Source organism: Leptothoe sp. ISB3NOV94-8A (genome assembly GCF_043421595.1).
Classification (GTDB): Bacteria; Cyanobacteriota; Cyanobacteriia; order Phormidesmidales; family Phormidesmidaceae; genus Leptothoe; species Leptothoe turfae.
Window position 1 is genome coordinate 1 of sequence record NZ_JAXSQW010000001.1, and the last position, 26,959, is coordinate 26,959.

Annotated in this window: 26 protein-coding genes, 21 tRNA genes and 2 pseudogenes; 41 read left to right on the forward strand and 8 right to left on the reverse strand. The window is 47.1% G+C overall.

Annotated features, from left to right (window positions below; all coding sequences use genetic code 11):
- The 27 genes and pseudogenes from SPB21_RS00005 to SPB21_RS00135 form a co-directional block, all read left to right on the forward strand.
- Positions 1-192: pseudogene (locus SPB21_RS00005) on the forward strand (alr0857 family protein); the annotation flags it as partial.
- An 854-nt stretch (positions 193-1,046) separates the two neighbouring features.
- Positions 1,047-1,120 (forward strand) — tRNA-Asp (locus SPB21_RS00010).
- Between the two features lie 13 nt (positions 1,121-1,133).
- Positions 1,134-1,210: transfer RNA gene (locus tag SPB21_RS00015), tRNA-Ile, on the forward strand.
- 104 nt (positions 1,211-1,314) lie between these two features.
- A tRNA-Glu gene (locus tag SPB21_RS00020) sits at positions 1,315-1,391 on the forward strand.
- A gap of 86 nt (positions 1,392-1,477) precedes the next feature.
- Positions 1,478-1,568: transfer RNA gene (locus SPB21_RS00025), tRNA-Ser, on the forward strand.
- Positions 1,569-1,700: 132 nt separating this feature from the next.
- Positions 1,701-1,775: transfer RNA gene (locus SPB21_RS00030), tRNA-Phe, on the forward strand.
- 25 nt (positions 1,776-1,800) lie between these two features.
- Positions 1,801-1,876: transfer RNA gene (locus SPB21_RS00035), tRNA-Asn, on the forward strand.
- Between the two features lie 101 nt (positions 1,877-1,977).
- Positions 1,978-2,053 (forward strand) — tRNA-Gln (locus tag SPB21_RS00040).
- 1 nt (position 2,054) lies between these two features.
- Positions 2,055-2,127 (forward strand) — tRNA-Gln (locus SPB21_RS00045).
- Positions 2,128-2,175: 48 nt separating this feature from the next.
- Positions 2,176-2,253 (forward strand) — tRNA-Leu (locus tag SPB21_RS00050).
- Between the two features lie 22 nt (positions 2,254-2,275).
- Positions 2,276-2,352 (forward strand) — tRNA-Leu (locus tag SPB21_RS00055).
- A 3-nt stretch (positions 2,353-2,355) separates the two neighbouring features.
- A tRNA-Pro gene (locus SPB21_RS00060) sits at positions 2,356-2,454 on the forward strand.
- Positions 2,455-2,457: 3 nt separating this feature from the next.
- Positions 2,458-2,531, forward strand: a tRNA-Leu gene (locus tag SPB21_RS00065).
- 20 nt (positions 2,532-2,551) lie between these two features.
- Positions 2,552-2,627 (forward strand) — tRNA-Leu (locus tag SPB21_RS00070).
- A tRNA-Lys gene (locus SPB21_RS00075) sits at positions 2,628-2,727 on the forward strand.
- Between the two features lie 42 nt (positions 2,728-2,769).
- Positions 2,770-2,841: transfer RNA gene (locus SPB21_RS00080), tRNA-Lys, on the forward strand.
- Positions 2,842-2,859: 18 nt separating this feature from the next.
- Positions 2,860-2,933: transfer RNA gene (locus tag SPB21_RS00085), tRNA-Leu, on the forward strand.
- 47 nt (positions 2,934-2,980) lie between these two features.
- On the forward strand, positions 2,981-3,439 hold the full coding sequence (locus SPB21_RS00090; RefSeq protein WP_023076738.1) for a DIP1984 family protein: 459 nt from the start codon (positions 2,981-2,983) through the stop codon (positions 3,437-3,439).
- Between the two features lie 235 nt (positions 3,440-3,674).
- Positions 3,675-3,747 (forward strand) — tRNA-Val (locus tag SPB21_RS00095).
- Positions 3,748-3,750: 3 nt separating this feature from the next.
- Positions 3,751-3,847 (forward strand) — tRNA-Arg (locus SPB21_RS00100).
- A 330-nt stretch (positions 3,848-4,177) separates the two neighbouring features.
- Complete coding sequence (ybiA, locus tag SPB21_RS00105; protein ID WP_163699904.1) at positions 4,178-4,627, forward strand: riboflavin biosynthesis intermediates N-glycosidase; 450 nt, start codon at positions 4,178-4,180, stop codon at positions 4,625-4,627.
- Between the two features lie 3 nt (positions 4,628-4,630).
- Positions 4,631-4,705 (forward strand) — tRNA-Arg (locus SPB21_RS00110).
- An 11-nt stretch (positions 4,706-4,716) separates the two neighbouring features.
- Positions 4,717-4,817: transfer RNA gene (locus tag SPB21_RS00115), tRNA-Ala, on the forward strand.
- Between the two features lie 24 nt (positions 4,818-4,841).
- Positions 4,842-4,918, forward strand: a tRNA-His gene (locus SPB21_RS00120).
- 386 nt (positions 4,919-5,304) lie between these two features.
- A complete protein-coding gene (locus SPB21_RS00125; protein ID WP_499864960.1) occupies positions 5,305-6,030 on the forward strand; it encodes a hypothetical protein in 726 nt (241 codons plus the stop codon).
- A 234-nt stretch (positions 6,031-6,264) separates the two neighbouring features.
- Complete coding sequence (locus tag SPB21_RS00130; RefSeq protein WP_499864961.1) at positions 6,265-6,915, forward strand: hypothetical protein; 651 nt, start codon at positions 6,265-6,267, stop codon at positions 6,913-6,915.
- 63 nt (positions 6,916-6,978) lie between these two features.
- A complete protein-coding gene (locus tag SPB21_RS00135) occupies positions 6,979-7,746 on the forward strand; it encodes a hypothetical protein (protein WP_499864962.1) in 768 nt (255 codons plus the stop codon).
- A gap of 101 nt (positions 7,747-7,847) precedes the next feature.
- Here SPB21_RS00135 and SPB21_RS00140 read toward each other — a convergent pair whose 3' ends face one another.
- Positions 7,848-8,822 (reverse strand): methylenetetrahydrofolate reductase, encoded by a 975-nt coding sequence (locus SPB21_RS00140; protein WP_499864963.1) that lies wholly within the window; start codon positions 8,820-8,822, stop codon positions 7,848-7,850.
- A 131-nt stretch (positions 8,823-8,953) separates the two neighbouring features.
- Entirely contained in the window at positions 8,954-9,964 is a 1,011-nt protein-coding gene (gene trpS / locus SPB21_RS00145; protein WP_499864964.1) for a tryptophan--tRNA ligase, read from the reverse strand.
- A 608-nt stretch (positions 9,965-10,572) separates the two neighbouring features.
- Here trpS and SPB21_RS00150 point away from each other — a divergent pair.
- Positions 10,573-10,797, forward strand: a complete 225-nt coding sequence (locus SPB21_RS00150; protein WP_006518826.1) for a hypothetical protein — start codon at positions 10,573-10,575, stop codon at positions 10,795-10,797.
- A gap of 9 nt (positions 10,798-10,806) precedes the next feature.
- Here SPB21_RS00150 and SPB21_RS00155 read toward each other — a convergent pair whose 3' ends face one another.
- Together SPB21_RS00155 and SPB21_RS00160 are read right to left on the reverse strand one after the other, a co-directional pair.
- A complete protein-coding gene (locus tag SPB21_RS00155) occupies positions 10,807-11,070 on the reverse strand; it encodes a hypothetical protein (RefSeq protein WP_163699895.1) in 264 nt (87 codons plus the stop codon).
- 179 nt (positions 11,071-11,249) lie between these two features.
- Positions 11,250-11,459: a hypothetical protein gene (locus tag SPB21_RS00160; protein ID WP_163671163.1), complete on the reverse strand. Its 210-nt coding sequence runs from the start codon at positions 11,457-11,459 to the stop codon at positions 11,250-11,252.
- A gap of 115 nt (positions 11,460-11,574) precedes the next feature.
- On the opposite strand from SPB21_RS00160, the gene SPB21_RS00165 reads away from it, so the two are divergent.
- The 5 genes from SPB21_RS00165 to SPB21_RS00185 all read left to right on the forward strand — a co-directional run bounded on the left by SPB21_RS00165 (position 11,575) and on the right by SPB21_RS00185 (position 15,835).
- Positions 11,575-11,967: a 6-pyruvoyl trahydropterin synthase family protein gene (locus tag SPB21_RS00165; protein WP_163699893.1), complete on the forward strand. Its 393-nt coding sequence runs from the start codon at positions 11,575-11,577 to the stop codon at positions 11,965-11,967.
- Complete coding sequence (locus SPB21_RS00170; protein WP_499868646.1) at positions 11,967-12,605, forward strand: 7-carboxy-7-deazaguanine synthase QueE; 639 nt, start codon at positions 11,967-11,969, stop codon at positions 12,603-12,605. Before SPB21_RS00165 ends, SPB21_RS00170 begins: the two co-directional genes overlap by 1 nt.
- Before the next feature lie 16 nt (positions 12,606-12,621).
- Positions 12,622-13,290, forward strand: a complete 669-nt coding sequence (queC, locus tag SPB21_RS00175) for a 7-cyano-7-deazaguanine synthase QueC (RefSeq protein ID WP_499864965.1) — start codon at positions 12,622-12,624, stop codon at positions 13,288-13,290.
- A gap of 199 nt (positions 13,291-13,489) precedes the next feature.
- Complete coding sequence (trmFO, locus tag SPB21_RS00180) at positions 13,490-14,881, forward strand: FADH(2)-oxidizing methylenetetrahydrofolate--tRNA-(uracil(54)-C(5))-methyltransferase TrmFO (protein ID WP_163699889.1); 1,392 nt, start codon at positions 13,490-13,492, stop codon at positions 14,879-14,881.
- Positions 14,882-14,911: 30 nt separating this feature from the next.
- Positions 14,912-15,835, forward strand: a complete 924-nt coding sequence (locus SPB21_RS00185; RefSeq protein WP_163699887.1) for an alkaline phosphatase family protein — start codon at positions 14,912-14,914, stop codon at positions 15,833-15,835.
- Here SPB21_RS00185 and SPB21_RS00190 read toward each other — a convergent pair.
- Together SPB21_RS00190 and SPB21_RS00195 are read right to left on the reverse strand one after the other, a co-directional pair.
- A complete protein-coding gene (locus SPB21_RS00190; RefSeq protein WP_499864966.1) occupies positions 15,832-18,351 on the reverse strand; it encodes a DAHL domain-containing protein in 2,520 nt (839 codons plus the stop codon). The genes SPB21_RS00185 and SPB21_RS00190 overlap by 4 nt on opposite strands.
- A gap of 539 nt (positions 18,352-18,890) precedes the next feature.
- Positions 18,891-19,970 carry a class I fructose-bisphosphate aldolase gene (locus SPB21_RS00195; RefSeq protein WP_499061456.1) on the reverse strand — a complete coding sequence of 360 codons (1,080 nt, stop codon included), beginning with the start codon at positions 19,968-19,970 and terminating at the stop codon, positions 18,891-18,893.
- A 276-nt stretch (positions 19,971-20,246) separates the two neighbouring features.
- Here SPB21_RS00195 and SPB21_RS00200 point away from each other — a divergent pair, with 276 nt between their 5' ends.
- The 4 genes and pseudogenes from SPB21_RS00200 (at position 20,247) to SPB21_RS00215 (ending at position 23,469) form a co-directional block, all read left to right on the forward strand.
- A complete protein-coding gene (locus SPB21_RS00200; RefSeq protein WP_499864967.1) occupies positions 20,247-21,113 on the forward strand; it encodes a hypothetical protein in 867 nt (288 codons plus the stop codon).
- A gap of 171 nt (positions 21,114-21,284) precedes the next feature.
- Positions 21,285-22,319: a hypothetical protein gene (locus SPB21_RS00205; protein WP_499864968.1), complete on the forward strand. Its 1,035-nt coding sequence runs from the start codon at positions 21,285-21,287 to the stop codon at positions 22,317-22,319.
- A gap of 366 nt (positions 22,320-22,685) precedes the next feature.
- Positions 22,686-22,766, forward strand: a pseudogene (locus SPB21_RS00210) (WD40 repeat domain-containing protein); the annotation flags it as partial.
- Positions 22,759-23,469, forward strand: a complete 711-nt coding sequence (locus SPB21_RS00215; protein WP_250565833.1) for a Type 1 glutamine amidotransferase-like domain-containing protein — start codon at positions 22,759-22,761, stop codon at positions 23,467-23,469. The pseudogene SPB21_RS00210 and the gene SPB21_RS00215, both read left to right, overlap by 8 nt.
- A gap of 42 nt (positions 23,470-23,511) precedes the next feature.
- Here the strand turns inward: SPB21_RS00215 and SPB21_RS00220 are convergent, their stop codons facing one another.
- Positions 23,512-23,685: a hypothetical protein gene (locus SPB21_RS00220; RefSeq protein WP_163699878.1), complete on the reverse strand. Its 174-nt coding sequence runs from the start codon at positions 23,683-23,685 to the stop codon at positions 23,512-23,514.
- Between SPB21_RS00220 and SPB21_RS00225 the strand changes: the two genes are divergently transcribed.
- The 4 genes from SPB21_RS00225 to SPB21_RS00240 all read left to right on the forward strand — a co-directional run bounded on the left by SPB21_RS00225 (position 23,684) and on the right by SPB21_RS00240 (position 26,031).
- The gene (locus tag SPB21_RS00225) at positions 23,684-24,289 is read left to right on the forward strand and encodes a GNAT family N-acetyltransferase (RefSeq protein WP_499864969.1); all 606 of its coding nucleotides are present in this window, start codon (positions 23,684-23,686) and stop codon (positions 24,287-24,289) included. The genes SPB21_RS00220 and SPB21_RS00225 overlap by 2 nt on opposite strands.
- Positions 24,290-24,393: 104 nt before the next feature.
- A complete protein-coding gene (locus SPB21_RS00230; protein ID WP_499864970.1) occupies positions 24,394-24,924 on the forward strand; it encodes a GNAT family N-acetyltransferase in 531 nt (176 codons plus the stop codon).
- Between the two features lie 110 nt (positions 24,925-25,034).
- Positions 25,035-25,451 (forward strand): DUF5946 family protein, encoded by a 417-nt coding sequence (locus SPB21_RS00235; RefSeq protein ID WP_499864971.1) that lies wholly within the window; start codon positions 25,035-25,037, stop codon positions 25,449-25,451.
- A gap of 46 nt (positions 25,452-25,497) precedes the next feature.
- Entirely contained in the window at positions 25,498-26,031 is a 534-nt protein-coding gene (locus SPB21_RS00240) for a DUF4269 domain-containing protein (protein WP_499864972.1), read from the forward strand.
- Here SPB21_RS00240 and SPB21_RS00245 read toward each other — a convergent pair.
- Entirely contained in the window at positions 26,028-26,909 is an 882-nt protein-coding gene (locus tag SPB21_RS00245; RefSeq protein WP_163665948.1) for an ABC transporter permease, read from the reverse strand. The genes SPB21_RS00240 and SPB21_RS00245 overlap by 4 nt on opposite strands.
- Positions 26,910-26,959: the final 50 nt, after the last annotated feature.

Sequence of the window (26,959 nt, forward strand, 5' to 3'; positions counted from 1 at the left end):
AATGTAACAGATGTCATTGATCTAGCAAGTGTTGATGACGAGTTTGTTGAAGTAAGCCTTAAGGGAACCTGGATTGCAAATAGTGCTAACGCTGAATCTGGCACTTTTATAACTGCCCTTACACCTGAAAGTGAAATGCTTATCTACGAACTGTGGCGAGTAACCCACCGACAGACGGCATATTTCATGTAGTTGTTGCATGGAGACTTAAAAATAGTCTTTTGCTGTGAAAATCAGTAAACGTTGTGCCACGTTGAGTAACACTTTGAGTCTCCCCCTTTGGTAAAAGTCCTTTTGTAAGGCCCCTTGCCAAAGGGGCTAGTAGGGCTTGTTAATCACTAATGTAAGGTGAGATCCCTCCTACATCTCCTTCATAGAAGGGAGGCTTTGAGCTGGGCTAAATTTGCTCTGTGTTGGGCATATGGGCTGTGAAACAACGGCTTACAGCGCCAGAAAATAATCGAGAAATATCGCTATACCTTGGAATTTCAAAATTCTACATTTTCCAATTCCACGGATTTCATACATCTAGTTTGTCGATCGCATAACTGTAAAAATCTGCTTTCCCACCAGGAGCATTACCATGTATTTTGTCTCACCATTTTTTCTTGCTTGGAGTCGTAAGTCATTTAAATATTGGCGATTTCCTCGGCGACAACAACCATCCAATTTCAGTGCATCTAATGAGAGAAACTTGACGGTGTCTACTGATAAACATCATGTTGACGCCGTAAGTGAAGTGCAAAAAGTGAAACGGCTTTATTTCCTTGAGCGTGGCCCCTTTGTGTAAAATTCGAGAAGATTCCAATAAGATTTTTTGTTATCTTGTTGATTTTTATTGAAAATCCTTTAAGGCGCTCAAACCCTTTCTGTACATGGCTTCAAGAATCTCTCTAAAAATCTCTCGAAAACCCTTGACATTGTGTAGTGTATTTTGTAGTATATAAATAACGCAGGAGTGCTACGAATTTAAGTCTCAAAGATAAGTGCTTAACACATCATCAAGACTCAAGCCAGAACCTTGAAAACTAAATATTTCCCTTTCTGGGGGTGTAACTCAGTGGTCTAGAGTGCCTGTCTGTCGAACAGGATGTCGCGAGTTCAAATCTCGTCACCCCCGTCCTGGACTCCACTGCAGCGTAACCTAAGTGGTTAAGGTGCTCGCCTCATAAGCGAGAATATGTGGGTTCGACTCCCACCGCTGCAACCAGAAGCAGAGATGGTGTAACGGCTAGCACCTCGGTCTCCAAACCCGATGATCTGAGTATCTTTCGGGAAGCCTGTCGTCTACGAATTCTAGTCTCTGCGGTTTAGGGTGGCGTAGGCAAATTGGTAAAGCCCCACGACTTTCACTCGTGTGTTTGCGGGTTCGACTCCCGTCGCCACTGCCAAGGGTCGGCTCCTATGGGCGCAGGTAAAGGTCTGTAAAACCGGAGTTCTTTAACACTGTGGGTTCGACTCCCACCCGACCCTCTTTGGAGAGATCGTCATTGGTAAAGCAAACTGCCTGCTAAGCAGTCGTGGGATAACAAATCTCACTATGGGTTCGACTCCCATTCTCTCCTCCAGAGAACGTGGTGCAATGGATAACACGTCGGTTTGCGGAACCGAAGATTGCAGATACCCTTCGGGAAGCCTTACGTCTACAAGTCCTGCCGTTCTCGTTGTTTTTCAATGAGTTTGAAAAACATATATTGAATCCCCTGGTAGCTCAGTCAGGTAAGAGCGCTTGTCTGAAAAACAAGAGGTCATCCGTTCAAATCGGATCTGGGGGGCTTGCACTCAATCATGGGTGCTCAATGGGGTGTAGTTCAATTGGCAGAGCGCCTGGTTGTTACCCAGGAAGTTGGAGGTTCGACTCCTCTCGCCCCAGCCATTGATTGTCGGGTGTGGCTGATCCCCGATTAAGTCAAGTTAAACATATTCCGCTAGTGACGAGGTTAATGACAGAATATGCTTCAAATCAGCAGCAACTATTGCCGAGTGGACGAATTAGCAAGTCGCCTGACTCTGAATCAGGAGGTTGTAGGTGCAAATCCTACCTCGGCATCCAGTCCCCTGTGGTGTAACTGGCAACATCTCGCACTTTGACTGCGAAGATTCTAGGTTCAAACCCTAGCGGGGGAATTGGAGAGATTTGATCATGCTTGGGTCGATTTAATTTCTCCATTTCTTGCTCCTGTAGCCCAACTGGAAGAGGCGGCTGATTCAAAACCAGCTTACGTGTGGGTTCGACTCCCATCAGGAGTACCAAATCCTACCATCCCGACCATTTGCCCTTGTGATGCAACTGGTAGACATGCCGTGCTTAGAACGCGGTTGTTGTGGGTTCGACTCCCACCAAGGGTACCAAATCGGGATGTAATTCAGTGGTCAGAAGCCTTGTTTTGGGGACAAGGAGCCGCAGGTACTCTTCGAGAAGCCTGGCGTCTACAAATCCTGCCATCCCGACCATTTGCCCTTGTGACGGAACCGGTATACGTGCTGGCTTCAGAGGCCAGATTTTGTGGGTTCGACTCCCACCAAGGGTACTGGGCGTTTGCCCAAATATGCTCTCGTGGCGGAACGGTATACGCACTAGACCGAGGATCTAGTTGTTGTGGGTTCGACTCCCACCGAGAGTACCAGGGTCGTTAGCCCAATGGTAGAGTGGCTGCCTTTTAAGCAGACAGATCAGAGTAACTCCTAGCGGAGACGCTTTGCGAACGAATCTCTGGCGGCCCACCAAATTTCGGATGGTGGACATTGCTCACCCTACATATGTTTTCTGGGTTGTTAGCTAAGTGGTACAGCAGCCGTCTCTTAAACGGAAGAGCGTAGGTTCGAATCCTACACAGCCCATGGACTTTTAAGTCCCTTGCCCCTGTGATGCAACTGGTAGACATGATCCGCTTAAAACGGATTTGTTACAGGTTCGACTCCTGTCAGGGGTATGGCAGTAATGCCAATAGCAACAAACTTACAAAAGGAGGTGAATCCGATGAAGCTTGCAGAAGCCTTAATGCAACGGGCAGATTGTCAGAAGAGAATTGCTCAGCTGCGTCAGCGTTTGACCCGCAGTGCCAAGGTCCAGGAAGGTGAACAGCCCCCTGAGAATCCTCAAGAGCTGCTGTCGGATGTGGATGCCGCAATTACTGAACTTACCCGTTTGGTGCAGCGGATTAATCAGACTAATGCTAATACAGTATTTGCTGAGGGTTCTCTATCAGATGCCCTGGCTCAGCGGGATACTCTACTTACTAAGCGAAGTGTTTTGGAAAACCTAATCCAAGCCGCCTCCATTACCCACGATCGGTATAGCCGTTCAGAGGTGAGATTTGTGAGTACAGTAGATATTGGCAGTCTACAGCGTCAGTTAGACAGTATCTCACGGGATTATCGTTTACTAGATGCGCAGATTCAATCGCTGAACTGGCAAATTGACCTGTTAGGTGGTTAAAGCAAATAGTCGGTAGCTAAATTCAACAGAAGCGAACACAACCCGCCAACTGGGCAAGTTGGAACATATCGTCTCGCAAACGATTCCTTGGTGCGCTGGGGGCAAGTGCAAATGGGTTCGATTCCCGTTTATAAATTACGCCCAGCATTGTGACAAGTGCACATCCTATTGTGACTGCTTACTACCTTGTGTTGATCGGTTGAATTTAGTGAGGGTGGGTTCGGGGACTATTGCTGGTGTAGCTCAATTGGCAGAGCAGCTGTTTTACCCACAGAAGGTTACGGGTTCGATTCCTATCGGGACTACCACTTGCTTCCATAGCCCAGCGGATTCAGAGCAGCGCCCTTCGAAGGCGATGGTCCTAGGTACTTTTCGAGAAGGTAAAGCCTACAAAGCCTAGTAGAGGTGCTTGTTATTAACCAGTAAGGAGGTTGTTTTTATTGAAGTTTATGTTATTTAGAAATTACCCTGAAGAGACGTTCCATAGAACGTCTCTTCAGGAGGCCAGGATCATAATGCGTGCCCTCACGGTTAGAGCCTACATACTTTAAGTACGAGAGTAACGGTAATACCAAAACGATGTGCGTTTGCAAACAGGGATCGCGAAGAATCTGAAAGGTCGGCTTTAAAGTAGCCATCCTCTAAGGAGTGTGTAAAAACTCATCACAAGATTCTGCAACAGGTCAGGCACAAGGCGCTGCCCCTACAAGGATTTCCTGAATGAAGGTGGAGGTTTTTATGACGATTTATTTTTATAGCAATCGCGAAGAACCTTACGGGTGTTTCTCAAATTTTTCGAGACATGGTGTGTTGTTAGATGGTCGATGGTGGCCGACAACAGAACATTACTTCCAGGCTCAGAAATTCATAGAAACCGATCCAAGCTGGGCCGACAAAATTGGCAATGCGAAAGCACCCAAGGATGCGGCTGTGATGGGTCGAAACCGAAGCCATCCCCTTCGTCCTGATTGGGAACAGGTTAAAGATGACATTATGCATCGAGCCGTGCTCACTAAATTTCGCACACATGCGGATATCCAAGCTATTTTGCTAGGGACTGACAATGAGACATTGGTTGAAAATGCTCCTGGAGATTACTATTGGGGGTGTGGAAAAGATGGCAGCGGTCTGAACAAATTAGGTCAAATTTTAGAAGTTGTGAGGTCAACAATTCGAGCAACAGCTTAGCAAGGGAGTGTCGCCTAGAGGATGGGCATCGATCTTCTAACTCGATCTGTGTAGGTTCAAATCCTACCACTCCTGCCACTGCAAACAATGGGCCTGTAGCTTAACTAGAAAAGCATCTGCCTTGCAAGCAGAAAGATGTCGGTACTCTAGCGAGAAGGCTTACGCCTACAATTCCGACCAGTGTCCACCAAATAATCTCTTCGAATTTATTATGTTGGCCGAATCCGAAGTGGACGAGGAGCTGGTCTGTGAAACCAGTGTTAGCGGGTTCAAGCCCCGTCGGTCAACCCAAGGGGAGGTAGCCTAAATTGGACAAGGCAACCGTAAAAACGTTAGAAGACGGTTCCCATCAGGACGACCAGGTTTACCAAAGTAAGGTTCATAGTTGCATCGCGACGTTTCCCGAAAACCGTAAACGGATAACAGGTTGCAGAAGCACTAAAAGGAATTCATTGTCCGAGATGGGGGAAGTTCCCATCTGCCTGCGGGTAGTAAGGAAGCGCGTTTCCTGAAAGTTATCGTTGGTCGATGCGGGTTCGAGTCCCGTCCTCTCCATTAGTTGTTATCGTTGGAGGCCGAAATGGCCCATATTCGGTTGAAAGTCTTACCTGGCATGGGTGTAATAAAAAATGCCCAGAAGGAAAAGCCTTACATAAGATTGTTATTGAGTTTGCATTATGAGCGAACATCGACTGAGTGAAATTGTGATTGAGCGTCCCCGAGGTGGGATGCGTATTAGTTCTAAAAAACTCAAAGGATATCGCAAAGAGCTGGAGCAGATTACGCGGGTAGCAACCGAAGATGGGTTGCTGAGCCCATATCTGATTAAGCCACGACGGAAATCGAAGTGGTTATCGGATCATCTAGGACCGTTGCGTAAGTTGTTGCAATCGCAAGTGGGTCAACCCTGGGATCAGGTGTATAGTCGTCTCTGTCGTGATCTTAATCCTCGTACCATGGCTGGTCAGCATGTGATTGATCACCTTTGGGATTTTGTAGAACAGCATGTGGAAATTATTGATGGTCTACCGTATGCCAAAAATAACCGTTGGTCCTGGCGTGGCGAACGGCCTTCTTTAGCAGACAGCTATGGAACAAAATTCTATGTGCACCCTGAAACGGGATTGCTGTGTGTGGCTCCCCTGGTATGTCGCAGATGTGAATCTAACCCTCCTAAACATGAGATTGAAATCAATGCTTATGAACAGTATCGTCAAATAAAGAATATCTGGTACCGCATTACCTTTGAGGTATTATCATCTTCCTTTGTCTGGGATATGTTACTCAAAGAGACAATTGATGCCAAAAAAGCTTTGCGAACATATGGTCGAAGGATCTACGCTGCAAAGAAACGTCAGTGTAGTAAGCGAGACCTGAAAAAAGTTCGTGACTTACTCTCTTAGATGGAGAACCTGAGGGCTTAGTTATGAGTTTTGGATTTAGCATTGTGGGTCTTACATTTAGCTTTATGCCATGCACCTTAACCGCACACCTAATACCCAATAACTAATAACTTCTAGCCCATGCTTTTATTGGCGACCACGTTATTTTGGGGCAGTGAAGAATCTATAGAAACTGTAGACAAGCAGCCATAGATAATGGAATGCTCAAACAGAGAGCTATCTGGATGTAATTCTATGGACCGTGAATCCCTACTAAAATTTCCTCGTTATGCGTTCTATACGGTTTTAGTATGTGGTTTATTGTATATCCTGATTCCAATGGATCCCCCTGCACTGCAGGGTTCTATTCTTAAGATTGTTATCCAGCAGCTGACAATCCTGATAGTTATAGCTCTTTTTTTAGAGCGTGCCCTAGAGGTATACAAGCTTTCATATTTATCACCGGAGAAAGAGCGATTAGCTGTTCAGGTAGAGCAGATGCAGCTAGAGCTTCAGGGGCTATTGGCTCAGGCTGAGGCGAGTTTGAAGAGTGTAGTTATTGAAGCAACTCAGCTGCGTTTATTTAATGCAGAGGAAAAGCTTCGGGTTTATAGAACCTACATGCGCCAGAATCTTTTGCAAGTGGCTATTGTTTTTGGGGCGCTGATTAGTTTAGTGGGTGTGCGATCGCTAGAAAATGCATTCAACTTTCCAGTACCAGAGTCTGTGTTGGAGATCTTTCGCTTCTATTTGTTTCGAGTGTTGGATGTCATATTAACAGCCGGTTTAATTGCTGGAGGCAGTGAGGGCATCCATAACGTTATTAAAAAACTCGGTAGCCTTTTTCCGGACGTTCCGCAGAAAATTGTGGAATTTGTCCAGGCAATTAAGCAAGATCCCGTATAGCTTGGGATATCCGTTAGGAATTCACACCGGGGTCACTGTTAAAGATATTCAGGAGGTGACCCCATGGTAAGTATCCATCAGCTACTGAATCACTTAATCGAGACTGAACAGACTGTTAGTCAATCAGACTTTTTAGCCCCCTGTGTACGCCAGGGCTATTTGCGTACCCGTGTGAACGGATTGGTGTATACATTTACATTAAAGGGATGGCCTTTTGAAGGTTGGGGACTGTTTCGCCCGACGACCTATGAGACTGTTACCTTGGTTAAGGAAGCAGGAGTACCTGAGATAGCGCAATATTTACGGCGATTGCAGCCGTTTCGATTTTATTTAGTGCATCGGTTATATCATCGTAGCTGGTTAGCTTATCCAATTAATGAAGCTGATGTGCACCGGCAGCTAGGGGAAGTGAGGCCTGTGGTGGTGCATTTGGTGACTGATGCGTTTGCCTTTGATCAGGTGATTGCTCGCTGGGATGGCAATGCTTTCTGGTTTGAGCAGGGAGAGCGGTCAGCAGAGCATGCAATCTCACCCTACCTTTGTCAATCGCTTGCTGGGGGTACTGCGCCCGATGAGCTGCATATGGCAGGCTTAACCCCAGAGGCTCTTACGGCCTATAGCTTAGCGATTAAAACTGGCGATGGTAATTTGCAACATTGTCAGGAGCAAGGAGACTTTTGGTCAGCTCATTGGACTACGGCGGATGGTGAGTCCCATACGAGTGCCATTGCTAAGGAGGATCTAGCGGTGATTAGTGCGGGAATTTGCCTGAGGGATTGCGATCGCGACTATGACTTGCAATCCTTGGTGGGGATTTCTGCGCAGACCTAGGGGTGTGGCGTAAGCAGGGCATGATGCTTTTGGGACAATGGTCAGGCCTAACCGCTCCCACGATCTGCCATGGGCTGAGGCTGTAAATTCATAGATCAGGTTTAGTTTTGCAACACTGGAAATTCTAATGGCTGAGGCGTTTCCATCGATGTTTTCGGTTTGTCAACCGGGCCAATGCCTGCCCGGTCCAAAATTTCTGGAATCAGATCTTCGCGACGAATGGCCATAATATGCACACCCTGGCACAGACTTTGAGCCAGTTTGATTTGCTCAGCCGCGATCGCAATTCCTTCTTGCAAGGGTTCTTTCGCTGTGGCCAGACGGTTGATAATGTCATCTGGAATGTGAACGCCAGGCACATTGCGATTTAGAAAAGCTGCATTCTTAGCCGACTTGAGCAGGAAGATGCCAGCCAAAATGGGCTTTTGGGCCTGGGCTGCAATCTGGGTCATAAACTTTTCTAGACGCTCAAAGTCAGAGATTAGCTGGCTTTGGAAAAATTGGGCACCAGCTTCGACCTTACGCTCAAAGCGCTTTTGTAAGCCAGACCAGCTGGGGCTCTGGGGATCAATGGCGGCTCCGGCAAAAATGTTCAGGGGACCGTCGGGTAATTTTTTCTCGTTGAGGTCAATCCCCTGGTTGAGCTGGCCAATGGTTCGCAACAGCCGCACAGATTCGAGATCAAAAACGCTTCGCGCTTTAGGGTGGTCGCCCGCTTTAACGGGGTCACCGGTTAAGGCTAAAACATTGTGAATGCCCAGGGCATGGGCTCCCATCAGATCAGCCTGGAGGGCAATGCGGTTGCGATCGCGACAGGCCATCTGACAAATGGGTTCAACATCCGCTTGCTTAAGCAATACTGCCGAGGCTAGCGAGGACATCCGCAACACGGCCCGGCTGCCATCGGTGATATTGACACCGTGCACCCGTCCTTTTAGCAGCTGCGCCATTTTGATCATGTGGCTGGGGTTTCCGCCCTTGGGGGGCATCACCTCGGCGGTAATGATAAATTTATGGTTTGCGATCGCAGACCGCAACAGCGAAGGTGCTGAATGGAAGCCGTTAGATGTGCTCATCGAAAAAAATTATTTAAGCAAGATTGTAGAGAGATAGAACATCGCTCCCCTGGGAAATGCTTCACCTGGGGAATAGTCAACAGATGTCCAGTGGATATCCTCCATGGTACGGGACAGTGGGACAGTAATCTTTATAGCGGTTTTGAATAGCCTAACGCGTCCTTAACCTTAGCTAAGGTGCTATTGGCAATAACTGTAGCCTTCTCATTACCCTTTTTGAGCACCGATTCAAGATAGCTACGATCATCCATCAGGGCCTGGTACTTTTCTTGAATTGGCTGTAGGGCTGCGATCGCAGTTTCCGTTAATAACGGCTTAAACTGACCCCAACCCATATCGGCGCATTCCTCTGCTACGGCTGCTTTTTCTTGACCCGATAGCAGCATATACAGCGTCAGTAAATTATTGCATTCGGGACGCTCTGGGTTACCAAACTCCAACCCACGCATGGGGTCAGTCTTACATTTTTTGATCTTCTTCTTAATCAAATCAGGGGTATCGCCAATTTCAATGCGGCTAAGTTCAGATGGGTCTGACTTGGACATTTTCTTAGTGCCATCGGTTAAACTCATGACCCGTGCTCCATCAGTACGAATCAAGGCATCGGGCACTTTGAGTACCGGTTCTTTTTTCTTGCCAAACTGATGGTTTAGTCTGACCGCGATATCGCGGGTGAGCTCAATATGCTGCTTTTGGTCTTCACCAACGGGCACCAGGTCGGGTTCATACAACAAAATGTCTGCAGACTGTAGTACCGGATAATCCAACAATCCGACGCTAACGTTTTCTCCCTGCTTGACAGCCTTTTCCTTAAACTGAATCATCCGTTCCAACCAGTTTAGGGGGGTGATGCAGTTGAACAGCCAAGCCAGTTCACTATGGGCACTGATGTGGGATTGCACAAAGACCGTTGAGCGCTCTGGATCAATGCCGCAGGCCAAGTAAGCCGCCGCAACTTTATAGGTATTTTCTGCCAGCAGTTTTGGATCGTGGGGAACGGTGATGGCATGCAGGTCGGCCAAAAATAAGAAGCAATCATACTCATCCTGCATCTCTACCCAGTTACGAATTGCGCCGAGATAGTTCCCCAAGTGCAAGTTGCCAGTGGTTTGAATGCCTGAAAGGATACGCTTTTTAGTCATGGATGAGGGGATGGAGAAAATTGCGGTTCTGATCCGTGGGTAGTCTTTGGCAGGACAAGACTTAAATGTCTACGCCCAAGATAAAGGGGGTACCCAACATTAGAATGTCGTCAGCTTGACCTAGCATCAAGCACTTCTGAAAGATTCTATAAGACCACCGAGGCTTTCAGTCATAGAAATTCAGCTTTGGGTCTGAGGGAAGCTTTGGTTGCTCAAATGTTGGTGTCTAGCTCGACGCTAAGATCTTGATGTGGAATGTAGGCAAACGTTCAGCCACATCGCTTAGTCAACACTCCGTTACCTAGTCAAACAAATGTAAAAATTTTATGTAGTTTATCGTTTGCCCTTGGCAGTTGACGGATTTTTTACTTTTTCTGGTGAGTACGGCTGAGCATTGGCTCATGCTGAATGTATAGTTGCTGCAAGCTCTATGTATCAATTGTTTTCGCTGTAACTGTTCAATTTATAAGACGCTAATGACCCCTATATCACCCATGCACTTACCAACACAAGAGTACGTATTTGCGAATACCTGGTAAAAATTCCTGATAAGTATCTAGTTAAATTTGCTGATGCTTTTTAGTTACTTTGCAAAGATTATGTGAACAATGTTGCCTAAAAAATACGCACGCATGTGGATAATCACCACGATTCTAGACGGTGGCGATATAGAAGAAGCCATTATTAAAGCAATGGCTATGAATGCCAAGCGCCCAAGCCATCTCCCTCCCCAAGGGTTTTTGCTGGCGATGTTGGCCAGGATCAGTAAGGCGAGGCCAGAAGTTCAGGAGTCGATTGAGGTTCCCGTGGTTGAAGGGGGGCAAGCGCCTTAATCTTAGGTTCTACAAGAATTCCAGGTAACTGACGACGTATCCTTTAGGTTCCTTTTTGTGACTGGGTTTGGTAAAAAACTTACTTTGTGGAGCTAGATCTCGTAGCCGCTCAGCCATGGATTCTAAGGTGTCTTTTACTTGCTGGCTGTAGCCTTCTTTGGCTCTCAGTTTTGTTTCTATACCCATCCATTCGGCGACCGCCATCATTTGTTCTGGCGTCAGCGAGTTGAGCAGTACCTGCTCGCTGGAATGAAGAGGGGGCTCTGTACGCATAGTTCAAGGGGAAATTAACGGGGGATTAAGATTAAGTCTAGTTTTTTGAGTCGTTATGTTTGGAAAAATAGGAAGAATGTACGTAAAAAGTACAGTAAAACTACGCAAATTATGTACTTAGGATGTTGCTAATCTTTGCATTTGCCAACAATAAATCCCCGATAGCTGACCGCATATAGCTATTGGGGATTTTGTTTGTTAGATGACAAGATCCAAAGCTTGTGACTCATCCAGGCTAGTGACCAGACCATATCAGGATGCCTATAGCCTTCTTCAAACCGATGCTCTAATTCGGATAATAGCCAGGTTGCTACCAGGGCTAACTGTTGCGAATCTAACGATTGGATTAACTGCTGTTCTGCCAGGTTTTTAGGTTCTTGATTTACCATGCTCGTGGATACTTTAGATTTCTTGGATTTTCAGCGTCTGATATTTTCCTTACAACTCAGGTTGTAGTGATTTCTGAATTATCATGGGAAACTGCCTATCAGTTTTCCAGCACCCATGGCCAAGTGGACTCTCAAAACAGAATTTACCTTTGATGCTGCGCACTTCATCAAAGACTATGACGGCCCCTGCGGACGTATGCATGGCCACACCTATCGAGTTCGTATGGAAGCGGCTGCCGCTAAGCTCCACAGCTCTGAATATTGTCCCCATGAGGTGATGGTGACAGATTTTCGGACCCTGCGTTGGGCTAAACGCGATGTGGAAAAAGGGGGGCTGGATCATTGCCTACTCAATGAGGTGCTGCCGGAGGGGTATGAAACGACCGCTGAGATGATTGCCAAATACATCTACGACAAGACCTGTAAGTCGCTACCTGTCGGGGTCACTTTAAAGGTGGCGGTGTCCGAAACTCCCGATTCTTGGGTTGAATACGATGAGGGTGCATGATGCTGAGCGAACTAACCTTGTCTCTTACGGCAGATATTGCCGAAACTACTTACCCGATAGTTGAAACTTTTCACTCTGTGCAAGGCGAAGGAACCTGGTGCGGGGCCAGCGCATTTTTTATTCGTTTGGCTGGGTGTGATGTGGGCTGCCCCTGGTGTGATACCAAAATTTCCTGGAGCACCAAGCCCCATCCGCAGCAGACCATGGGTGAGTTGGTCAAACAGGCGCACACAGCCCAGCCCTTCATGGTGGTCATTACTGGGGGCGAACCCCTGATGCACGATCTGGCCCCCCTCACCCAGGCACTGCGACAGGCAGGGTTACGCATTCATCTAGAAACCTCAGGGGCCCATCCCTTTAGCGGTGAGTTTGACTGGGTCTCATTGTCTCCGAAACGCTTTAAGCCACCCCAGTCCAGTATCTATGCCCAGGCAGATGAACTGAAAGTGGTGATTAGCACCGAAGACGATCTGATTTGGGCTCAAGAGCAAGCGGCCCAGGTGCCGGTGACCACCATTAAGCTACTGCAGCCGGAATGGACCAGTGACCATAGTCAGCGGCTGGTATTTGACTATGTCAAACGGCATTCTGGCTGGCGTATGAGCTTGCAAACCCACAAATTCTTGGGAGTTAGGTAGGAGTAGGGGAGATGAGATGAAAAAGGCCGTTGTTTTACTCTCCGGTGGGTTAGATTCTGCCACTGTCGCTGCCCAAGCGATCGCAGATGACTATGGCGTCATTGCCCTATCGTTTCGCTATGGTCAGCGCCACAGTCGCGAGTTAGTGGCGGCTAAGGTAATTGCCAGTCATCTAGGGATTAACCAGCATTTTATTGTGGATGTGAATCTATCCCAGTGGGGGGGCTCTTCCCTTACGGATACTCAGCAAACGTTGCCTCAAGATGGGGTGGCACCGGATGTGATTCCATCTACCTATGTGCCAGGGCGCAATACGGTGTTTATTTCCCTGGCCCTATCGCTGGCTGAAGCTCAAGGGGCTGAAGCGATTTATCTAGGGATCAACGCGGTGGACTATTCAGGATATCCAGACTGTCGACCTGAGTATCTAGAAGCATTTCAAACCCTGGCAAATTTGTCGTCAAAGGTGGGTGTAGAGGGAACCCCGATTACGCTGAAGGCACCTTTAGTGATGGATTCTAAAGTTGATATTGTGAAGCGGGCGGTGGCGCTAAAGGTGCCAATTCCCCAAACCTGGTCTTGTTATGCCGGTGGAGATACCCCCTGCGGAAAATGTGATTCCTGCCGCATTCGCGATCAGGCCCTGATTGAAGCAGGCTATCCCCAGTGGACCAGCCCCTCGTAGGTTGGGTTGAGCTCCCCCACAATTCCCCTCGCCTCTGCCCGAACCTATCATGGGAAACCCAACAAGCGATATCCCTCGCCTCTGACCAAGCCCAATCAACGCAAAACCCAACAAGGCCAACGAAATATCACAATGTCGATTTGTTGGGTTTCGCGGGCTCAACCCAACCTACAATGATGAATTCTGCACTACTTGCGCTATGACGGATCACCCTACAAAACCTATCCACGTTATTGGCGGTGGCCTTGCCGGTACTGAGGCCACCTGGCAAATTGCCCAGGCAGGAATTCCCGTGGTGCTCCACGAAATGCGTCCGGTCAAGCTCAGTCCGGCCCACCACTCAGAGCATGTGGCAGAGCTGGTGTGCAGTAACTCCTTTGGGGCCAAGGCCACCGATCGCGCGTCAGGATTGCTGCATGAGGAGCTACGACAGCTCGGCTCAGTGGTGATTGCCCGGGCTGATGAACATGCGGTCCCTGCCGGCGGTGCCCTGGCGGTGGATCGGGGCGTCTTTAGTCGCGACTTGACAGAAACATTAGAGCAGCATCCATTAATTGAGTTGCGTCGTCATGAGGTCACAGCTATTCCGACCGATGGCCCGGTGGTGCTGACCACAGGGCCACTGACCAGCGACGCCCTGGCGGCGGACCTGCGCCAGTTTACAGGCCAGGACTACATGAGCTTTTTTGATGCGGCCAGCCCAATTGTGGTAGGCGAGTCCATCAATCGCGATGTTGCGTTTATGGCCTCCCGCTATGACCGTGGTGAGGCGGCCTATCTCAACTGCCCCATGAATAAGGAGGAGTACCTGGCGTTTTGGACAGCCTTATGTGCGGCAGAACAGGCAGAACTAAAGGACTTTGAGCAGGAAACGGCAAAGTTTTTCGAGGGCTGTTTGCCCATTGAGGAAATGGGACGTCGCGGTGAAGACACCATGCGCTATGGGCCTCTAAAGCCTGTCGGTTTGTTTGATACTCAGCGTTATGGTGCGTTTGATGCACCGGAAAATAAAACTAAAAAACCCTATGCGGTGGTGCAGCTGCGCCAGGAAGATAAAGGTGGTCAGCTGTGGAATATGGTTGGGTTTCAGACAAATCTGCGCTGGGGCGAACAAAAGCGAGTATTTCGCATGATTCCAGGTCTGGAGAATGCTGAATTTGTCCGCATGGGGGTGATGCATCGCAACACCTTTATCAATTCACCGGAACTGTTGAGCAGTGCGCTGCAGTTTCATCAGCGGGCCAACTTGTTTGCAGCCGGTCAGCTGGTGGGAACTGAAGGGTACACAGCCGCCTGTGCAGGGGGCTGGTTAGCGGGCACCAATGCCGCTCGGTCTGTGTTGGGGCTGCCCCTGGTGTCGCTGCCGGTGACGACAATGATGGGGGCGCTGTTTGACTTTATTAGCTCTGCAGAACCTAAGCATTTTCAGCCGATGCCGCCAAACTTTGGTATTTTTCCAGCATTACCCCAGCGGATTCGTAATAAGCGAGAACGGTATGGGAAATATCGCGATCGCAGCTTCTCCGATCTCCACACCTGGGCCGAGGCTAATCAAATTCACTTAAAGAAACCGATACTGGCAACAGCATAGGAGGGGGATAGGCTCACCCAACACCAGACAATGGGCAAACCCCAATTCATTCTGTTGTTTTTAGATGGTCTAGGTTTAGGCACCCCTGGACCCCATAACCCTGTGAGTAATCCTGCCGCGATGCCCCACTGGCAATCCCTGTGCAGCCAACCCTTGCTGGCTGGGGCCTATGCCCAACGCCCTAACCTATTGCTCAAACCCATAGACGCCACCCTGGGGGTGCCAGGACTTCCCCAGAGTGCCACCGGACAAACCACCATTTACACAGGCCACAATGCCGCTAAGTTTCGCGGGAAGCACCAGACCGGTTTTGCCAATGGCTCCCTCCGTCAGCTGATTGAACCCTATGGGTTGTTCAAACAGGTACTCGCCCTGGGAGAAACAGCCACCCTAGCGAATCTCTATTCTCCAGCTTACTTTGAAGCCATTGCTCAGCGGCGATGGCGCTATTCCGTCTGTACGCTGTTGAATATGACCGCAGGGCTGCCGTTTCGTATGCAGTACGAATATGAAGCAGGAGAAGCAATTTTTTGGGATATTACGGGAGAAATCGCCAGCTCTCGGGGTGTGGCTACACCACCCATTACCCCTGAGGTGGCGGGTAACTATCTAGCAGCACTGGGCAACAGCCATAGCGTCACCTTGTTTGAGTGCTATCTCAGCGACTATGCAGGCCATGCCCAACACTATGACCGAGCCGTAACCGTATTGCAGCGGATTGATCGGTTCCTGGCTGCCGTCATTGCAGCCTTAGCCGCAGATGCAACACTCATTGTGGTCAGTGACCATGGCAATGTAGAAGACTTATCTACAAAATGCCATACCCTCAATGCCGTACCGTTATGGGTGGTTGGCCCTGCGGCTAACAAATTTAGTCATGTGGATGATCTCACAGATATTACACCCACTATTTTGGATTGTCTGAGTCATGCGATTGCAGTGAGAGAGAATTAAATTAATGCAGGAATGGTTGGGTCGCTTTCCTGTAGGTACTTGTTAACGACCGTTAATAGTATTTCAGGATTGATGGGTTTAGATAAATAATCCGCAGCATCTGGAGAAACACCATGATTCTGCGCTGCTGTTGAAGTCTGTAAAATGATAGGCGTCTTCCTGGGGTTAGAATTTTGTCTGATGGCCTCAATCATTCGCCAACCATTCATATCCAATATCATTGGATCCAGGATGATCAGGTCAGGTAAGAGCTGATCGGCCATTTTTGCCCCCTTGCGACTATTGTGGGTTAAAACAACAAAAAAACCTTGACTAACTAGAGTTTTCCAAATCAACTCACAGGTTGTTGTATCCTCATCGATAACCAATACACATCCCGAACAGGGTGCTTTTATTAAAGAGAAATTGAAAATGTCAGCGGTCGATTCTGGGCTATGTCCATTGGTATGTGGGGGCGGACTGGTGGATTCTATGGTTGGCTCAGTTATAATTTTGTCCGATAAGGGGCGGGTTATTTCCTGAATAGTTTTCGGGATTTGTATCGTGAATGTTGTGCCTTTGCCAACTTCACTTTGGACATTGACGTTACCTCCCATCATCTGGACAAATCGTTTAGTGATCGTGAGCCCAAGTCCGGTGCCACCATATTTTCGGGTGGTTGAAGAATCTGCTTGAGAAAAAGCATTAAAGACTTTTTGTAACTGCTCTGGCATCATGCCAATACCCGTATCTTGGATGCAAAAGTCTATGTAGCTGTTATTGTCAGTCTGGGTTGAAGTCACATTGACGGTAATGGTGCCATTTTGAGTGAATTTACTGGCATTACTCAACAGGTTAAAGAGACTTTGTCGGACCTTAACTGGGTCTGCATGCATCTTGTCAATATCATCTGAATATTGAATCTTTAAAGTATTGTTATTCTTTGCGATCATCGGCTGCATTGTTGCGGCTACATCCTGCACCAAAGGTTTGATGTTAAATGTTTCTAAATACATCTCCATGCGACCAGCTTCCACTTTAGAGAGATCTAGAACATCGTTGATCAGGCCCAAGAGATGTTTGCCAGCACCATGAATCTTTTGTAGTTCAGGGATAAAGCCATCTTGACCCAAATCCTCTGCATCTTCCTCAAGCATTTCGCTATAACCGATAATAGCGTTGAGCGGTGTGCGTAGCTCATGGCTCATATTGGCAAGAAATTCACTTTTGGCCTGGCTGGCTTCTTCCGCTTTTAGCCGCTCTACTTCTGCTTTTAGCCGCTCTGCTTCTGCTTTTTTCTGGGCTTCGTGAGCTTTTCTTAGGGCTTCATCATTGGCTTCAAGGCTCAGGGCCAGTTGAAACTCGGCCTTCTTATGGGTGCTGATATCTTTCCAAAATATCGAAAGCCCATCCATGCTAGGGCTAAGGCGGAACTCAAGCCAGCGAGACTTCAAGATGAGGCGAGCTTCAAATGTCACCGTAGACTGTTGATTACACGCTTCTTTGTAGTAATGTTCCTGGTCTTTGCCAAGCTCTGGTGGTAATGCACTCCAGAGTGTTTGGCCGATGAGTTCGTCTGGTGACTTGTCTAAATCTTTTGCGGCATGGGCATTAGCATAGGTTATGACCCACTGATTATCGACATCGATAAAGGCATCATCCAGGCTCTCGGATAGAAAATTGGTGATTTTTTCAGCTTTATGGGATTGTTGCTTTTTCAGCTTGAAATAGATGGGAACCCCCACCATGCCGATGCTCCATAGCAGAGCGGCTAGTTGAAACAGTTTAGCCCTGGTATGTGCTTTAGAGTAAGCGTCTTCATAGGTATTAGATAGATTCTGTAACTGTTGTGTGGTGGGTAATGCTAATAGCGATTGGCTAAGCTGATCGATCTGAGGTTTCTGTTCTAAGATAATGCGGGAGTAATTGAGCACCCTCTCGGCGGTGGCGCGATCGCGAACATTGCCAGCATCCACCAACGCCTGCAACTGGTCAATTTGGCCCTGAAGTTCAGTGAGTGATACCTCGCTTGGCGCAAAAGTATAGATCACGATCTGTTCGAGCAGGTCTGTGACAGCGGGATAAGCCTGTTTTCCCACCTTTTCAGAACCTGCTGTCTTAATGTCTTTATTTAAGGTGAGTAGGGCCGATAGCGTATCTTTTATAACTAAGTTCTGTGCTTGAAACTGTTCTGCAAGTTCAGCTTTTGCAGTGACACTGTCGCCATAGTCATCCAAAATTCCTTGCAGTTGCTGACTGCTCCGATTGCTCAGAAAGTTAGGAATATTTTGAAGCTCACCGTGCAGTTTATCTATCTGCTTTAATTCTTGGGCGAGTTCCTTAGAAGACGGTTGTAGCGATTGTCGGTTTTTAAGAACAGTTTCGTTGACACTTAAATCCTGTTGAAGTTGCTCCGATAGATGCCCTTGATAGAGCACATGGGGGGCACCATTAACTGAACGCCCTTTTACTAGCAACCCTATCCAAACTAGCAGTGCGCCAATTGCAGCTGACAGTATGATTGGTTTGTATTTCATACTCCATTCCCTAGGAGACTAATGAGCAGCGAGCATGGGGGTACAGAGTCCTAATCAATTCCTTTTGTTTCAGAATATGGACAAATGGACACTGGAACATGATTTTGGCTGCTTAAGCATGAACTGGCAAGCGCCTACTGTGAGGATCGGACTTGATGGGAATTACTTTAATTAGTGGTGATTGTGGTAAATACAAATATAAATACATACAACCCTGATAAATATCTGGAAAGAATCAAGAATACATAGATAAAACCCTATATTTACCCTTTTATTTGAGAAAATGTGCCGCTTGCTTAAGATTGTGAAGAGTCTAAGATTTTTTGTAGATCTGGGGAACAAATATAAATATTAAGTAACCGTCCCAGAAAATATGTTGGCTGAATGTTGGCTGAGCGAAGTCGAAGCCAACCCCCACGAAAAAGTCCCCTTCGACTCCGCTCAGGGGACACTTATCCGCTCAGGGGACGCTTACAAGATGAGAGGCATTGGTTGATCAGAAACTCATCGGCCAATGCCATTGCACCTATCTGATGTTGTTATGCGATGGTGATGTCATTGTCTAGATAGACATCTTGAATTAAGTGAAACAGTTTGATTCCTTCTTTGAAATCTCTCTGAAATGTCTTACGTCCAGAAATAAGTCCGCAACCACCGGCTCGTTTATTAATGACTGCAGTCCGCACGGCCTCAGCAAAGTCATTTTCCCCTGATGCACCGCCTGAGTTAATTAACCCAGCACGACCGGCATAGCAGTTGAGTACTTGGTAGCGAGTTAAGTCGATGGGGTGCTCCGTAGTCAGTTCTGAATAGACTAAATCGTGGGTTTTGCCATATTTTTCGCCGGTTGCCTGGGTAACTGCTTTATAGCCACCGTTGTTGAGCGGTAGCTTCTGCTTGATAATATCGGCTTCAATGGTGACGCCCAGGTGGTTTGCCTGCCCAGTCAGGTCAGCGGAGAGGTGATAGTCCTGATCTTGTTTAAAAACGCTGCTACGCAGGTAGCACCATAAGATTGTTGCTAAACCTAGCTCATGGGCGCGGGCAAAGGCCTTGCTAACGTCTTGAATCTGTTTTGCCGCCCCAGGTGAGCCAAAATAGATGGTTGCGCCAACGGCAACGGCTCCCAGATTCCAGGCTTGTTCCACAGAGGCAAACATCAGCTGGTCAAACTGGTTAGGGTAGGTGAGTAGTTCGTTGTGGTTAAGCTTGACGATAAAGGGAATCTTGTGGGCATATTTGCGGGATGTCATGCCCAGGACACCCAGGGTAGTGGCAACGGCGTTGCAGCTGCCTGCGATCGCAAGCTCAATAATATTTTGTGGGTCAAAATAAATGGGATTGGGCGCAAACGAGGCCGCTCCTGAATGCTCGATGCCTTGATCTACAGGCAAAATTGACAGGTAGCCTGTATTTGCAAGGCGTCCAGTACTATATAGCTGCTGTAAGCTCCGCAATACCTGTGGATTGCGGTCGGTCTGGGTAAAAATGCGATCTACCCAGTCAGCTCCAGGCAGATGTAGTTGACTTTTAGGAATTTTAGCTGTGTAGCCCAGCAGATCATCAGCTTCTGGACCCAGCCACTCAGCAATGGACGGGGATGACGAGGTTACAACCATGGTTATTTCACCGCGTACAATACCAAATCAGTTATTTCCCACATTAACGTGACCCTCTAGATTTGAGATATAGCCCAGATTAGAATTGTCTTAAAAGTTGTTTACTATTGCGCTGAGCTGGCTGTTGATTAAAAAGTTACATTTGAAAATAAGTAGATAGCCAAAAGTAAACGTCCCTAACACCGCTGGTTTCGACTCCGCTCAACCAGCTAATTAGGTGACAATTTATCAGGCTGCATCGGTACCCAATTAAGAGTGCTCTAATGAGGTAGATAAATGTATCGTCAATTACTAGCTGGCCTGGGGTGTCTGGGGCTAGCGGCCTGTAGCCATGTCTCAGCCCAAGAAATCGCTTCCAGCACTCCGATGTTAGCGATAACGAGTTTATCTCTGGATACTTCCCTGGCAGCAGCAGGTTTTCCAGCAAATATTGATGGTGCGATCGCTGCATCATCCTTGCCCAGTCTCAATGCTGAAGCGCTGCCCTATGAGCTACTGCAAGTGCGCAAATACCATGGTGATGAAGTCGTCGCAACATCTGGGGAGCAGTGGTGGAGCCTATTTGTCACCGATGATGGGTTTGAGTTGTTGCCGACAACCATTACTGTCAATACGATCCGAGATGGCATTCTGGATATGGAAGGAGATGAGTTTACAGGTAAGGAGATTGTCACCGATAACGATGCGATGTCAATGTTTCTGGTCAAAGGCCCAGACTTTTTAACCTCTGGCATGGTTAAAACAGTTTTTGCCGGATCCGTCACGGTTCCTAGACATTTACCACAGCAAGATCGTCTGTCTTCGTTAAGCGTTGTTCTAAATGCTGATGAAGCATCGAAAATACCCATTCACTATCGATTTCAATTGACTGAGGTTGATTCAGCAGACACGCTACAGACTATTTTGACGTTTTCTGAGGATGGGGAGGGCAAGAAGCAGGAATATAGGTTGGACAACTGTTGTGATTGGACCGGACCTAGTTTGCTTTGGGCTGGAGATTTAGATCGCGATGGTAGGCTTGATTTTTTGTTAGATACTTCTCGCCACTATAACGTTTCTGAACCTACACTCTTTCTCTCCTCATTAGCCCGAGAAGGGGAAATTGCTCGTCCAGTTGCGAGGAGGCATTCGGTCGGAGGTTAGTTGGCACACTAAAGTAAATGTTGAAGAGACGTTCCATGGAACGTCTGTACATCCAAAATATGGAAGTTGATTGATTTTGCTGCCTAAGTAATCAGACACAGATTTTGCGATAATTGGTGAGGCAATGATGATTCACTTAAAATTAGAGAACTGTTAATAGATAGGCACTTCATGAGCGATGAGCTGTGCACACTTGCCTATCTCACTCAACACCCTAAAATCAACCAGATTCTTCAGGGTGTGATCGGCGTATTTGAAAAAGTTTTTTTAGGGCGGATTCGAGGCTATTACTTGCAGGGCAGCTTTGGGAACCGGAGCACAGTCACTAACAGCGATCTCGATATGTATGTCATCTTCAAAGAGAACTTTAGCAGTTCGGATGAAGCCATGACAGCGTTGAGCGTCAGTCGCTCCTGTGCTCAAATCAGTCCGTTACTTTTGGAAATCAAACCTGGAGCTGAGCTTGATCTTTATCGGGTTGAACATGCAGGAATTGCCTTAAATTTCAAATATTCAACCCAGTTCCTTTACGGTGAGGATATTCGTGCCCAAATCCCTACTTTTACTTCCGATGCCTGGGTATGGTGGGCTATGAAAGCACCTCAGGCGTCCTTGAGAGTCACACGGTCGGCAAAGGTTTTGATTTTTCCTTTGCAACAACCAGATACTCAAGCAGAGTTTTATGGTTACGAGCGCCAAACAATTCCCAATGCCGACGGCGTTGACCGTCAAAGTAGTAAATGGTTAGTTGCGACTGTGGGATGGATCGCAACCGCGCTGGTAGCCCACCGAACAAAACAGTATGTCGGCAGTAAGGGAGAAGCAGTGCAATTATATAAAACACAAATCAATGATCAGTGGACAACCCTAGTCGAGCAGGTATATGAACAATGTCGAAATTGTTGGCACTATCTCATCCCTGAAGGAGAAGCAGACCGACAGATATTGCAATCACTATGTCAGGATGCCCTTGATTTCAGCAACCATTACTTAACTATCTATCGCAATTTTGTGTTGCATACGTTAAGTGAAGGAATGTCTCAGCAACAGCTTCTTGCTACTGAGAATCTTGCTCAAGTGATTTATCCAGACGATCAAGAAATTGTCAATGCCTTAGAGAAATTACAAAAATCGAACCACGAGAAACTTAGAAAAGCAGCTTGTAAAACTGAATATACAATCAAGCAGATTTTAGATGTAAAGTAATAAGTTCATGATGTTGGTAGCAGTAGTTATGATAAAACTGCAAAACTTTGGGAGGTAGAAAAGTGTCAGCGACGACCGTATTGCAGAGCTTTGGGATATTACATGCAAGAAGTTTTGCAAACTTTCCATGGTTATGACAGCGATATTCCTACTGTTGTATTTGCCGAAGGAGACAGATCTCTCATAGGCCAGCAATAAAAAAATCCAGCTTACAGACGTCTGAAACCCTTGATTTTTCGTTCAGCTCTGCCTCCTAAGAGAGATTCTGATCGGCTGAAACGACGCAAACTCGTTTTGAATTTGGAATTGCTGCTCATAGGCATTGAAGTGAATCAGTTACCCAAGCATCCTGCTTAAGTCTGGGTAGTAAGCTATTCTGCTAATGGTGAAACCATCGCTACAGCAAGCGATGATGGTGTCGTTAGGATCTGGGCTACTGATGACTGATATCAAGCGTCAAGTAATAGCAATGGGTGGAGGTGGGTTCTCTATGGAACCTGAGAACCCACTCCTTGATCAATATGTTGTTAAGCAAGCTCGTCAAACTAAGCCATCTGTTTGTTTTCTGCCTCATGCTACAGATGATGCCATCCGTTACACTTTCAAATTTTTTAAGGCATTTACGCAGCTAGACGTAAACCCTACCCATTTGTCCTTATTCGGTTCTGAGATAGTAGACCTTGAATCATTCTTGATAGAGCAAGATATTATCTATGTGGGTGGAGGCAACACAAAAAGCATGATGGCGTTATGGCGTGAGTGGGAATTGGATAAGTTCCTACGTAACGCCTATGAAAATGGCACAGTTTTGGCCGGTGTCAGCGCGGGTGCAAACTGTTGGTTTGACCAGTGCAGTACAGATTCGCTCCCTGGCCAGTTTACTGTTTTGCCATGTTTAGGAATTATCCGTGGAAGCTTTTGTCCTCATTATGATGGAGAGACTGAGCGACGACCTTCTCTACATCAGTTGTTAAGTGAAGATAAGATCACGAGTGGGTATGCAGCAGATGATGGAGCAGCAGTCCATTTTATTGATGGTGAGTTTGCTTGTGCGGTTAGTTCACGCCCTCACGCTAAAGTTTATAAAGTTGCTAACGTGGATGGGCAGATTATAGAGGAAGAGATCGAAACACAATATCTAGACGCCTAGAAGATCAGGATACGGGCATCAACTGAAGCTAGGAAACCTAGGCTAGGTTAGGTTTCCGGTATCAGAATCAAGTCCCTCACCGGCACCTGATACCTGACTAATATCCTTGGGAAAACGTCCCGCTTTAGGTTGATCGCCCGCTATTGGTACTCCGCCCCTTGATATTGCGATCGCACTCTTTACATTTGAGTTAGACCCATGGCCAACTGCCTGCATGGTCAGTCTCAAAACTATTGACGGTAAAAAAGTTGATTCAGCTGTATGCATTAATGGCAAATGTTTGCCGTATAAGAGCCTGAGCATACCAAATGGAAGGCTTTTCTCACCAGCGATGGATAAGGCGCTTACTTACCGACCTTTGAACGTAACAGATACACATGAAGTCAGTGAATTGGTGGCTCGTGGTTTCAATGAGTTTGTTGCCCCGGAATGTTCATCTGAAGGGGTTCAAGAGTTTCACCGCTATATTCAGTCGAATGCCTTTCGAACACGTGCTCAAACCAATCATTTCAGCCTCATCACTTTGGATCAAGACAAGATTGTGGGGGTGATTGAAATGCGAGACCATAATCATATTTCCTTGCTTTTCGTCACGCCAGAATTTCAGCATCGGGGAATTGCCAAAGAACTTCTGCGCCAGGCTTTGCAGATTTGCCGAGCCAATCGGTCAAGGCTTTCAGAAATCAGCGTAAATTCGTCGTCGTATGCAGTGCCGATTTACGAGAAGTTGGGCTTTCGTTCAGCCGGGGAGAGACAAGTCAAAAACGGTATTGGCTTCATCCCTATGGTGCTGAAACTGCCAAATAGGTATGACAGCTAACATAGTCTCTGATGCTCACAGCTAAAGATTCCGCAAAATAGTGTCAATGAATTGACTCCAAATAGTTGGACAACTACTAACCTTAAACTTTAGTCAGAGTGCCGATGATGATCAGGGAAGCAACTCGAAACGATGTACCTGCCATTGCCAGAGTTCATGTAGATACTTGGCGAACAACCTATCAAGGTATTGTGCCAGATCAGCATTTAGCGAAGTTATCTTATGAGCGTCGAGTCAATAGCTGGTCTCAAATTTTGAATCGTGCTTCGGAAGATGGCACCTTTACTTACGTTGCTGAGGAAGAAGTTGGTGAAATTGTTGGCTTTGCAAGCGGAGGGGTAGAGCGTACCAATGATCCTGTATATGAAGGCGAGCTGATGGCCATTTACATTCTAGAAGGCTATCAAAGTAAGGGAATCGGGCATTGCTTAGTGCAGACAGTTGCGGAAAGGCTCCATCTGTTGGGAATTAATTCTATGCTGGTATGGGTTTTGCTCGATAACCCTGCGTGTCAATTTTATGCTGCACTGGGAGGTACTCCAGTGCATGAAAAAGCACTTGAAATTGGCGGAAAATCGTTGATTGAGGTGGCTTATGGTTGGACGGATATAGGAAATCTTAGAAGATTTGATTAGCTCAACAATCCCGTTGAATCTCCACCAATAGAGTCCCTTGGTTGGTTCATACAGTTGTTAGCGCAGGTTGTTATGCCGCTTTCCTGGATACGAAAACATTACGATAAGCTATGAGTCCCCATGAAGATGCATACCACAAATTGTACTGTTATACGCTTGCACACAGTGATCCATCGTTTATTCATCAGCATGTGGTTGATGCTTTTGGTGCACAAAATGCATCTGAGAATGATCGGTCCATCGGATTGACGTTTGCTCTGGTTGGCTTGTATTTGTATGTCGAGAAGGGATTCACAGGCAAACAGATTCAGCAGGCCCATGCGAAGCTTGCCCGCAATAAAATTCAATGGCCAGTCTTTCAAATCCCAAAGGACTGTGGTGAAATCAATGCTACCGATGCCCTAATGGCAGTAGCAGGGGTAGAACGCGATCAAATGATTCACAATTGGTGTGCTTCAGTCTGGAAGACGTTTGCGGTAAACCGAGAATTGGTCGATAGTCTTCTGCAAAGTGCCGATATTCTGTGAATGAGCTACCAAGGGATAATTGACGTATGTAACTACTGTACCCGTAATGAGATCTGATTTTGTGTCTGTGCTTGAGGAGCTTGACCTGATGGCGAGGCTTCAAGCATTTCAACCATTTGTTATTGGCACTCCGCCCCTTGGTATTGCGATCTCATCCAGCGATATTGACATAGCATGTTATGCGCCAGACTTAGACCATTTCATAGCAAGCGTTACCGCCAAGTTTGGCAATTTATCTGGCTTCAAAACCAAAGCAATCAGTGCACAGGGCAAACCGGCTGCATGTGCTGTTTTCCAGTCCCATGGATGGCAAATCGAACTCTTTTGTCAATCTGTTCCGACTAGTCAACAATGGGGAGTAAAACACTTTTTGATTGAACGCAGATTGCTAGAAACGGAACCTCGTCTAAAAAGCGTAGTCAAAAAGCTAAAGCAAGACGGCATGAAAACAGAACCTGCATTTGCCTTTGCGTTAGGGTTAGAGGGTGATCCATATAAGGCTTTATTAGCACTTGAGATAAAGACTGATGCTGAAATCTCAGACTTGGTCTCATTTAAGGCAGATGCCATCAAAGCCTAACGACTACCTTTGGGGTCAAGGGCATCTCGCAGCCCATCGCCCAGTAGGTTAAAGGCCAGAACGGTCAGAGTAATAAACAACCCTGGAAAAACAATGGTCCAGGGGGCTGAGAGGGAATAGCCACCCTTAAACGCATCGGATAACATTGTGCCCAGTTCTGGTGTAGGGGGCTGAGCGCCTAACCCTAAAAAACCTAAACCGGCAGCTTCTAAAGTAGAGGTGCCAATGGCCAATGTTGCCTGTACTACGAGGGGGGCTAAGCTGGCAGGCAATATGTGCAAGAAAACAATTCGGGGTGACTTAGCGCCAAATGCCCGAACAGTTTGGATAAATTCTTGTTCCCGTAGCGAAAGCACCATGCTACGGGTCAGGCGTATAAACTTGGGTACCTGAACAACGCCAACGGCAAACATGACGCTGAGGACACTAGGGCCAGTGACGGTGACGACTGCGATCGCAAGCAAAATTGACGGAAACGCTAGCAGTACATCCGTGATCCAGCCAATCACCGTTTCGACCCACCCCCGAAAGTAACCGGCTGATAACCCCAGCGTCACCCCGATCAATAAACCAATCAGAACCGACACCAGGCCAATCACCAGCGATGTCCTGAGACCGTACCAGACTAGGGTGAGAATGTCCCGTCCCAGACCATCCGCTCCAAACCAGTGCTCTAAGCTAGGCCCCTGTAACCGAATGGCATAGTTGCGATCGGAGGCCGGATCGTAGGGATTGAGCACTGGAGCTAATAGGGCAGCCAGCACAATAAAAATTGTGATGCCTAGACCAATGAGTCCAGAGGTTGATTCCAAGAATCGCTGCACGGCACGATTTTTGAGGAATTTGGGAATTCGTCTAGTGGCGGTAACGGGCGTCATGATGGTGGGATAAAACAGGGTGTTGGTACAAAAAAACTGATGGAAATGTC

Coding starts and splice junctions, on each gene's coding strand:
- ybiA (WP_163699904.1), top strand. CDS start 4,178: ATGACGATTTATTTTTATAGCAATCGCGAAGAACCTTACGGGTGTTTC.
- SPB21_RS00205 (WP_499864968.1), top strand. CDS start 21,285: ATGAGCGATGAGCTGTGCACACTTGCCTATCTCACTCAACACCCTAAA.
- queC (WP_499864965.1), top strand. CDS start 12,622: ATGAAAAAGGCCGTTGTTTTACTCTCCGGTGGGTTAGATTCTGCCACT.
- SPB21_RS00200 (WP_499864967.1), top strand. CDS start 20,247: ATGTATCGTCAATTACTAGCTGGCCTGGGGTGTCTGGGGCTAGCGGCC.
- trpS (WP_499864964.1), bottom strand. CDS start 9,964: ATGACTAAAAAGCGTATCCTTTCAGGCATTCAAACCACTGGCAACTTG.
- SPB21_RS00215 (WP_250565833.1), top strand. CDS start 22,759: ATGACTGATATCAAGCGTCAAGTAATAGCAATGGGTGGAGGTGGGTTC.
- SPB21_RS00220 (WP_163699878.1), bottom strand. CDS start 23,685: ATGCAGGCAGTTGGCCATGGGTCTAACTCAAATGTAAAGAGTGCGATC.
- SPB21_RS00230 (WP_499864970.1), top strand. CDS start 24,394: ATGATGATCAGGGAAGCAACTCGAAACGATGTACCTGCCATTGCCAGA.
- SPB21_RS00190 (WP_499864966.1), bottom strand. CDS start 18,351: ATGAAATACAAACCAATCATACTGTCAGCTGCAATTGGCGCACTGCTA.
- SPB21_RS00240 (WP_499864972.1), top strand. CDS start 25,498: ATGAGATCTGATTTTGTGTCTGTGCTTGAGGAGCTTGACCTGATGGCG.
- SPB21_RS00195 (WP_499061456.1), bottom strand. CDS start 19,970: ATGGTTGTAACCTCGTCATCCCCGTCCATTGCTGAGTGGCTGGGTCCA.
- SPB21_RS00165 (WP_163699893.1), top strand. CDS start 11,575: ATGGCCAAGTGGACTCTCAAAACAGAATTTACCTTTGATGCTGCGCAC.
- SPB21_RS00185 (WP_163699887.1), top strand. CDS start 14,912: ATGGGCAAACCCCAATTCATTCTGTTGTTTTTAGATGGTCTAGGTTTA.
- SPB21_RS00150 (WP_006518826.1), top strand. CDS start 10,573: ATGTTGCCTAAAAAATACGCACGCATGTGGATAATCACCACGATTCTA.
- SPB21_RS00090 (WP_023076738.1), top strand. CDS start 2,981: ATGAAGCTTGCAGAAGCCTTAATGCAACGGGCAGATTGTCAGAAGAGA.
- SPB21_RS00135 (WP_499864962.1), top strand. CDS start 6,979: ATGGTAAGTATCCATCAGCTACTGAATCACTTAATCGAGACTGAACAG.
- SPB21_RS00125 (WP_499864960.1), top strand. CDS start 5,305: ATGAGCGAACATCGACTGAGTGAAATTGTGATTGAGCGTCCCCGAGGT.
- SPB21_RS00140 (WP_499864963.1), bottom strand. CDS start 8,822: ATGAGCACATCTAACGGCTTCCATTCAGCACCTTCGCTGTTGCGGTCT.
- SPB21_RS00160 (WP_163671163.1), bottom strand. CDS start 11,459: ATGGTAAATCAAGAACCTAAAAACCTGGCAGAACAGCAGTTAATCCAA.
- trmFO (WP_163699889.1), top strand. CDS start 13,490: ATGACGGATCACCCTACAAAACCTATCCACGTTATTGGCGGTGGCCTT.
- SPB21_RS00170 (WP_499868646.1), top strand. CDS start 11,967: ATGCTGAGCGAACTAACCTTGTCTCTTACGGCAGATATTGCCGAAACT.
- SPB21_RS00235 (WP_499864971.1), top strand. CDS start 25,035: ATGAGTCCCCATGAAGATGCATACCACAAATTGTACTGTTATACGCTT.
- SPB21_RS00225 (WP_499864969.1), top strand. CDS start 23,684: ATGGTCAGTCTCAAAACTATTGACGGTAAAAAAGTTGATTCAGCTGTA.
- SPB21_RS00130 (WP_499864961.1), top strand. CDS start 6,265: ATGGACCGTGAATCCCTACTAAAATTTCCTCGTTATGCGTTCTATACG.
- SPB21_RS00155 (WP_163699895.1), bottom strand. CDS start 11,070: ATGCGTACAGAGCCCCCTCTTCATTCCAGCGAGCAGGTACTGCTCAAC.
- SPB21_RS00245 (WP_163665948.1), bottom strand. CDS start 26,909: ATGACGCCCGTTACCGCCACTAGACGAATTCCCAAATTCCTCAAAAAT.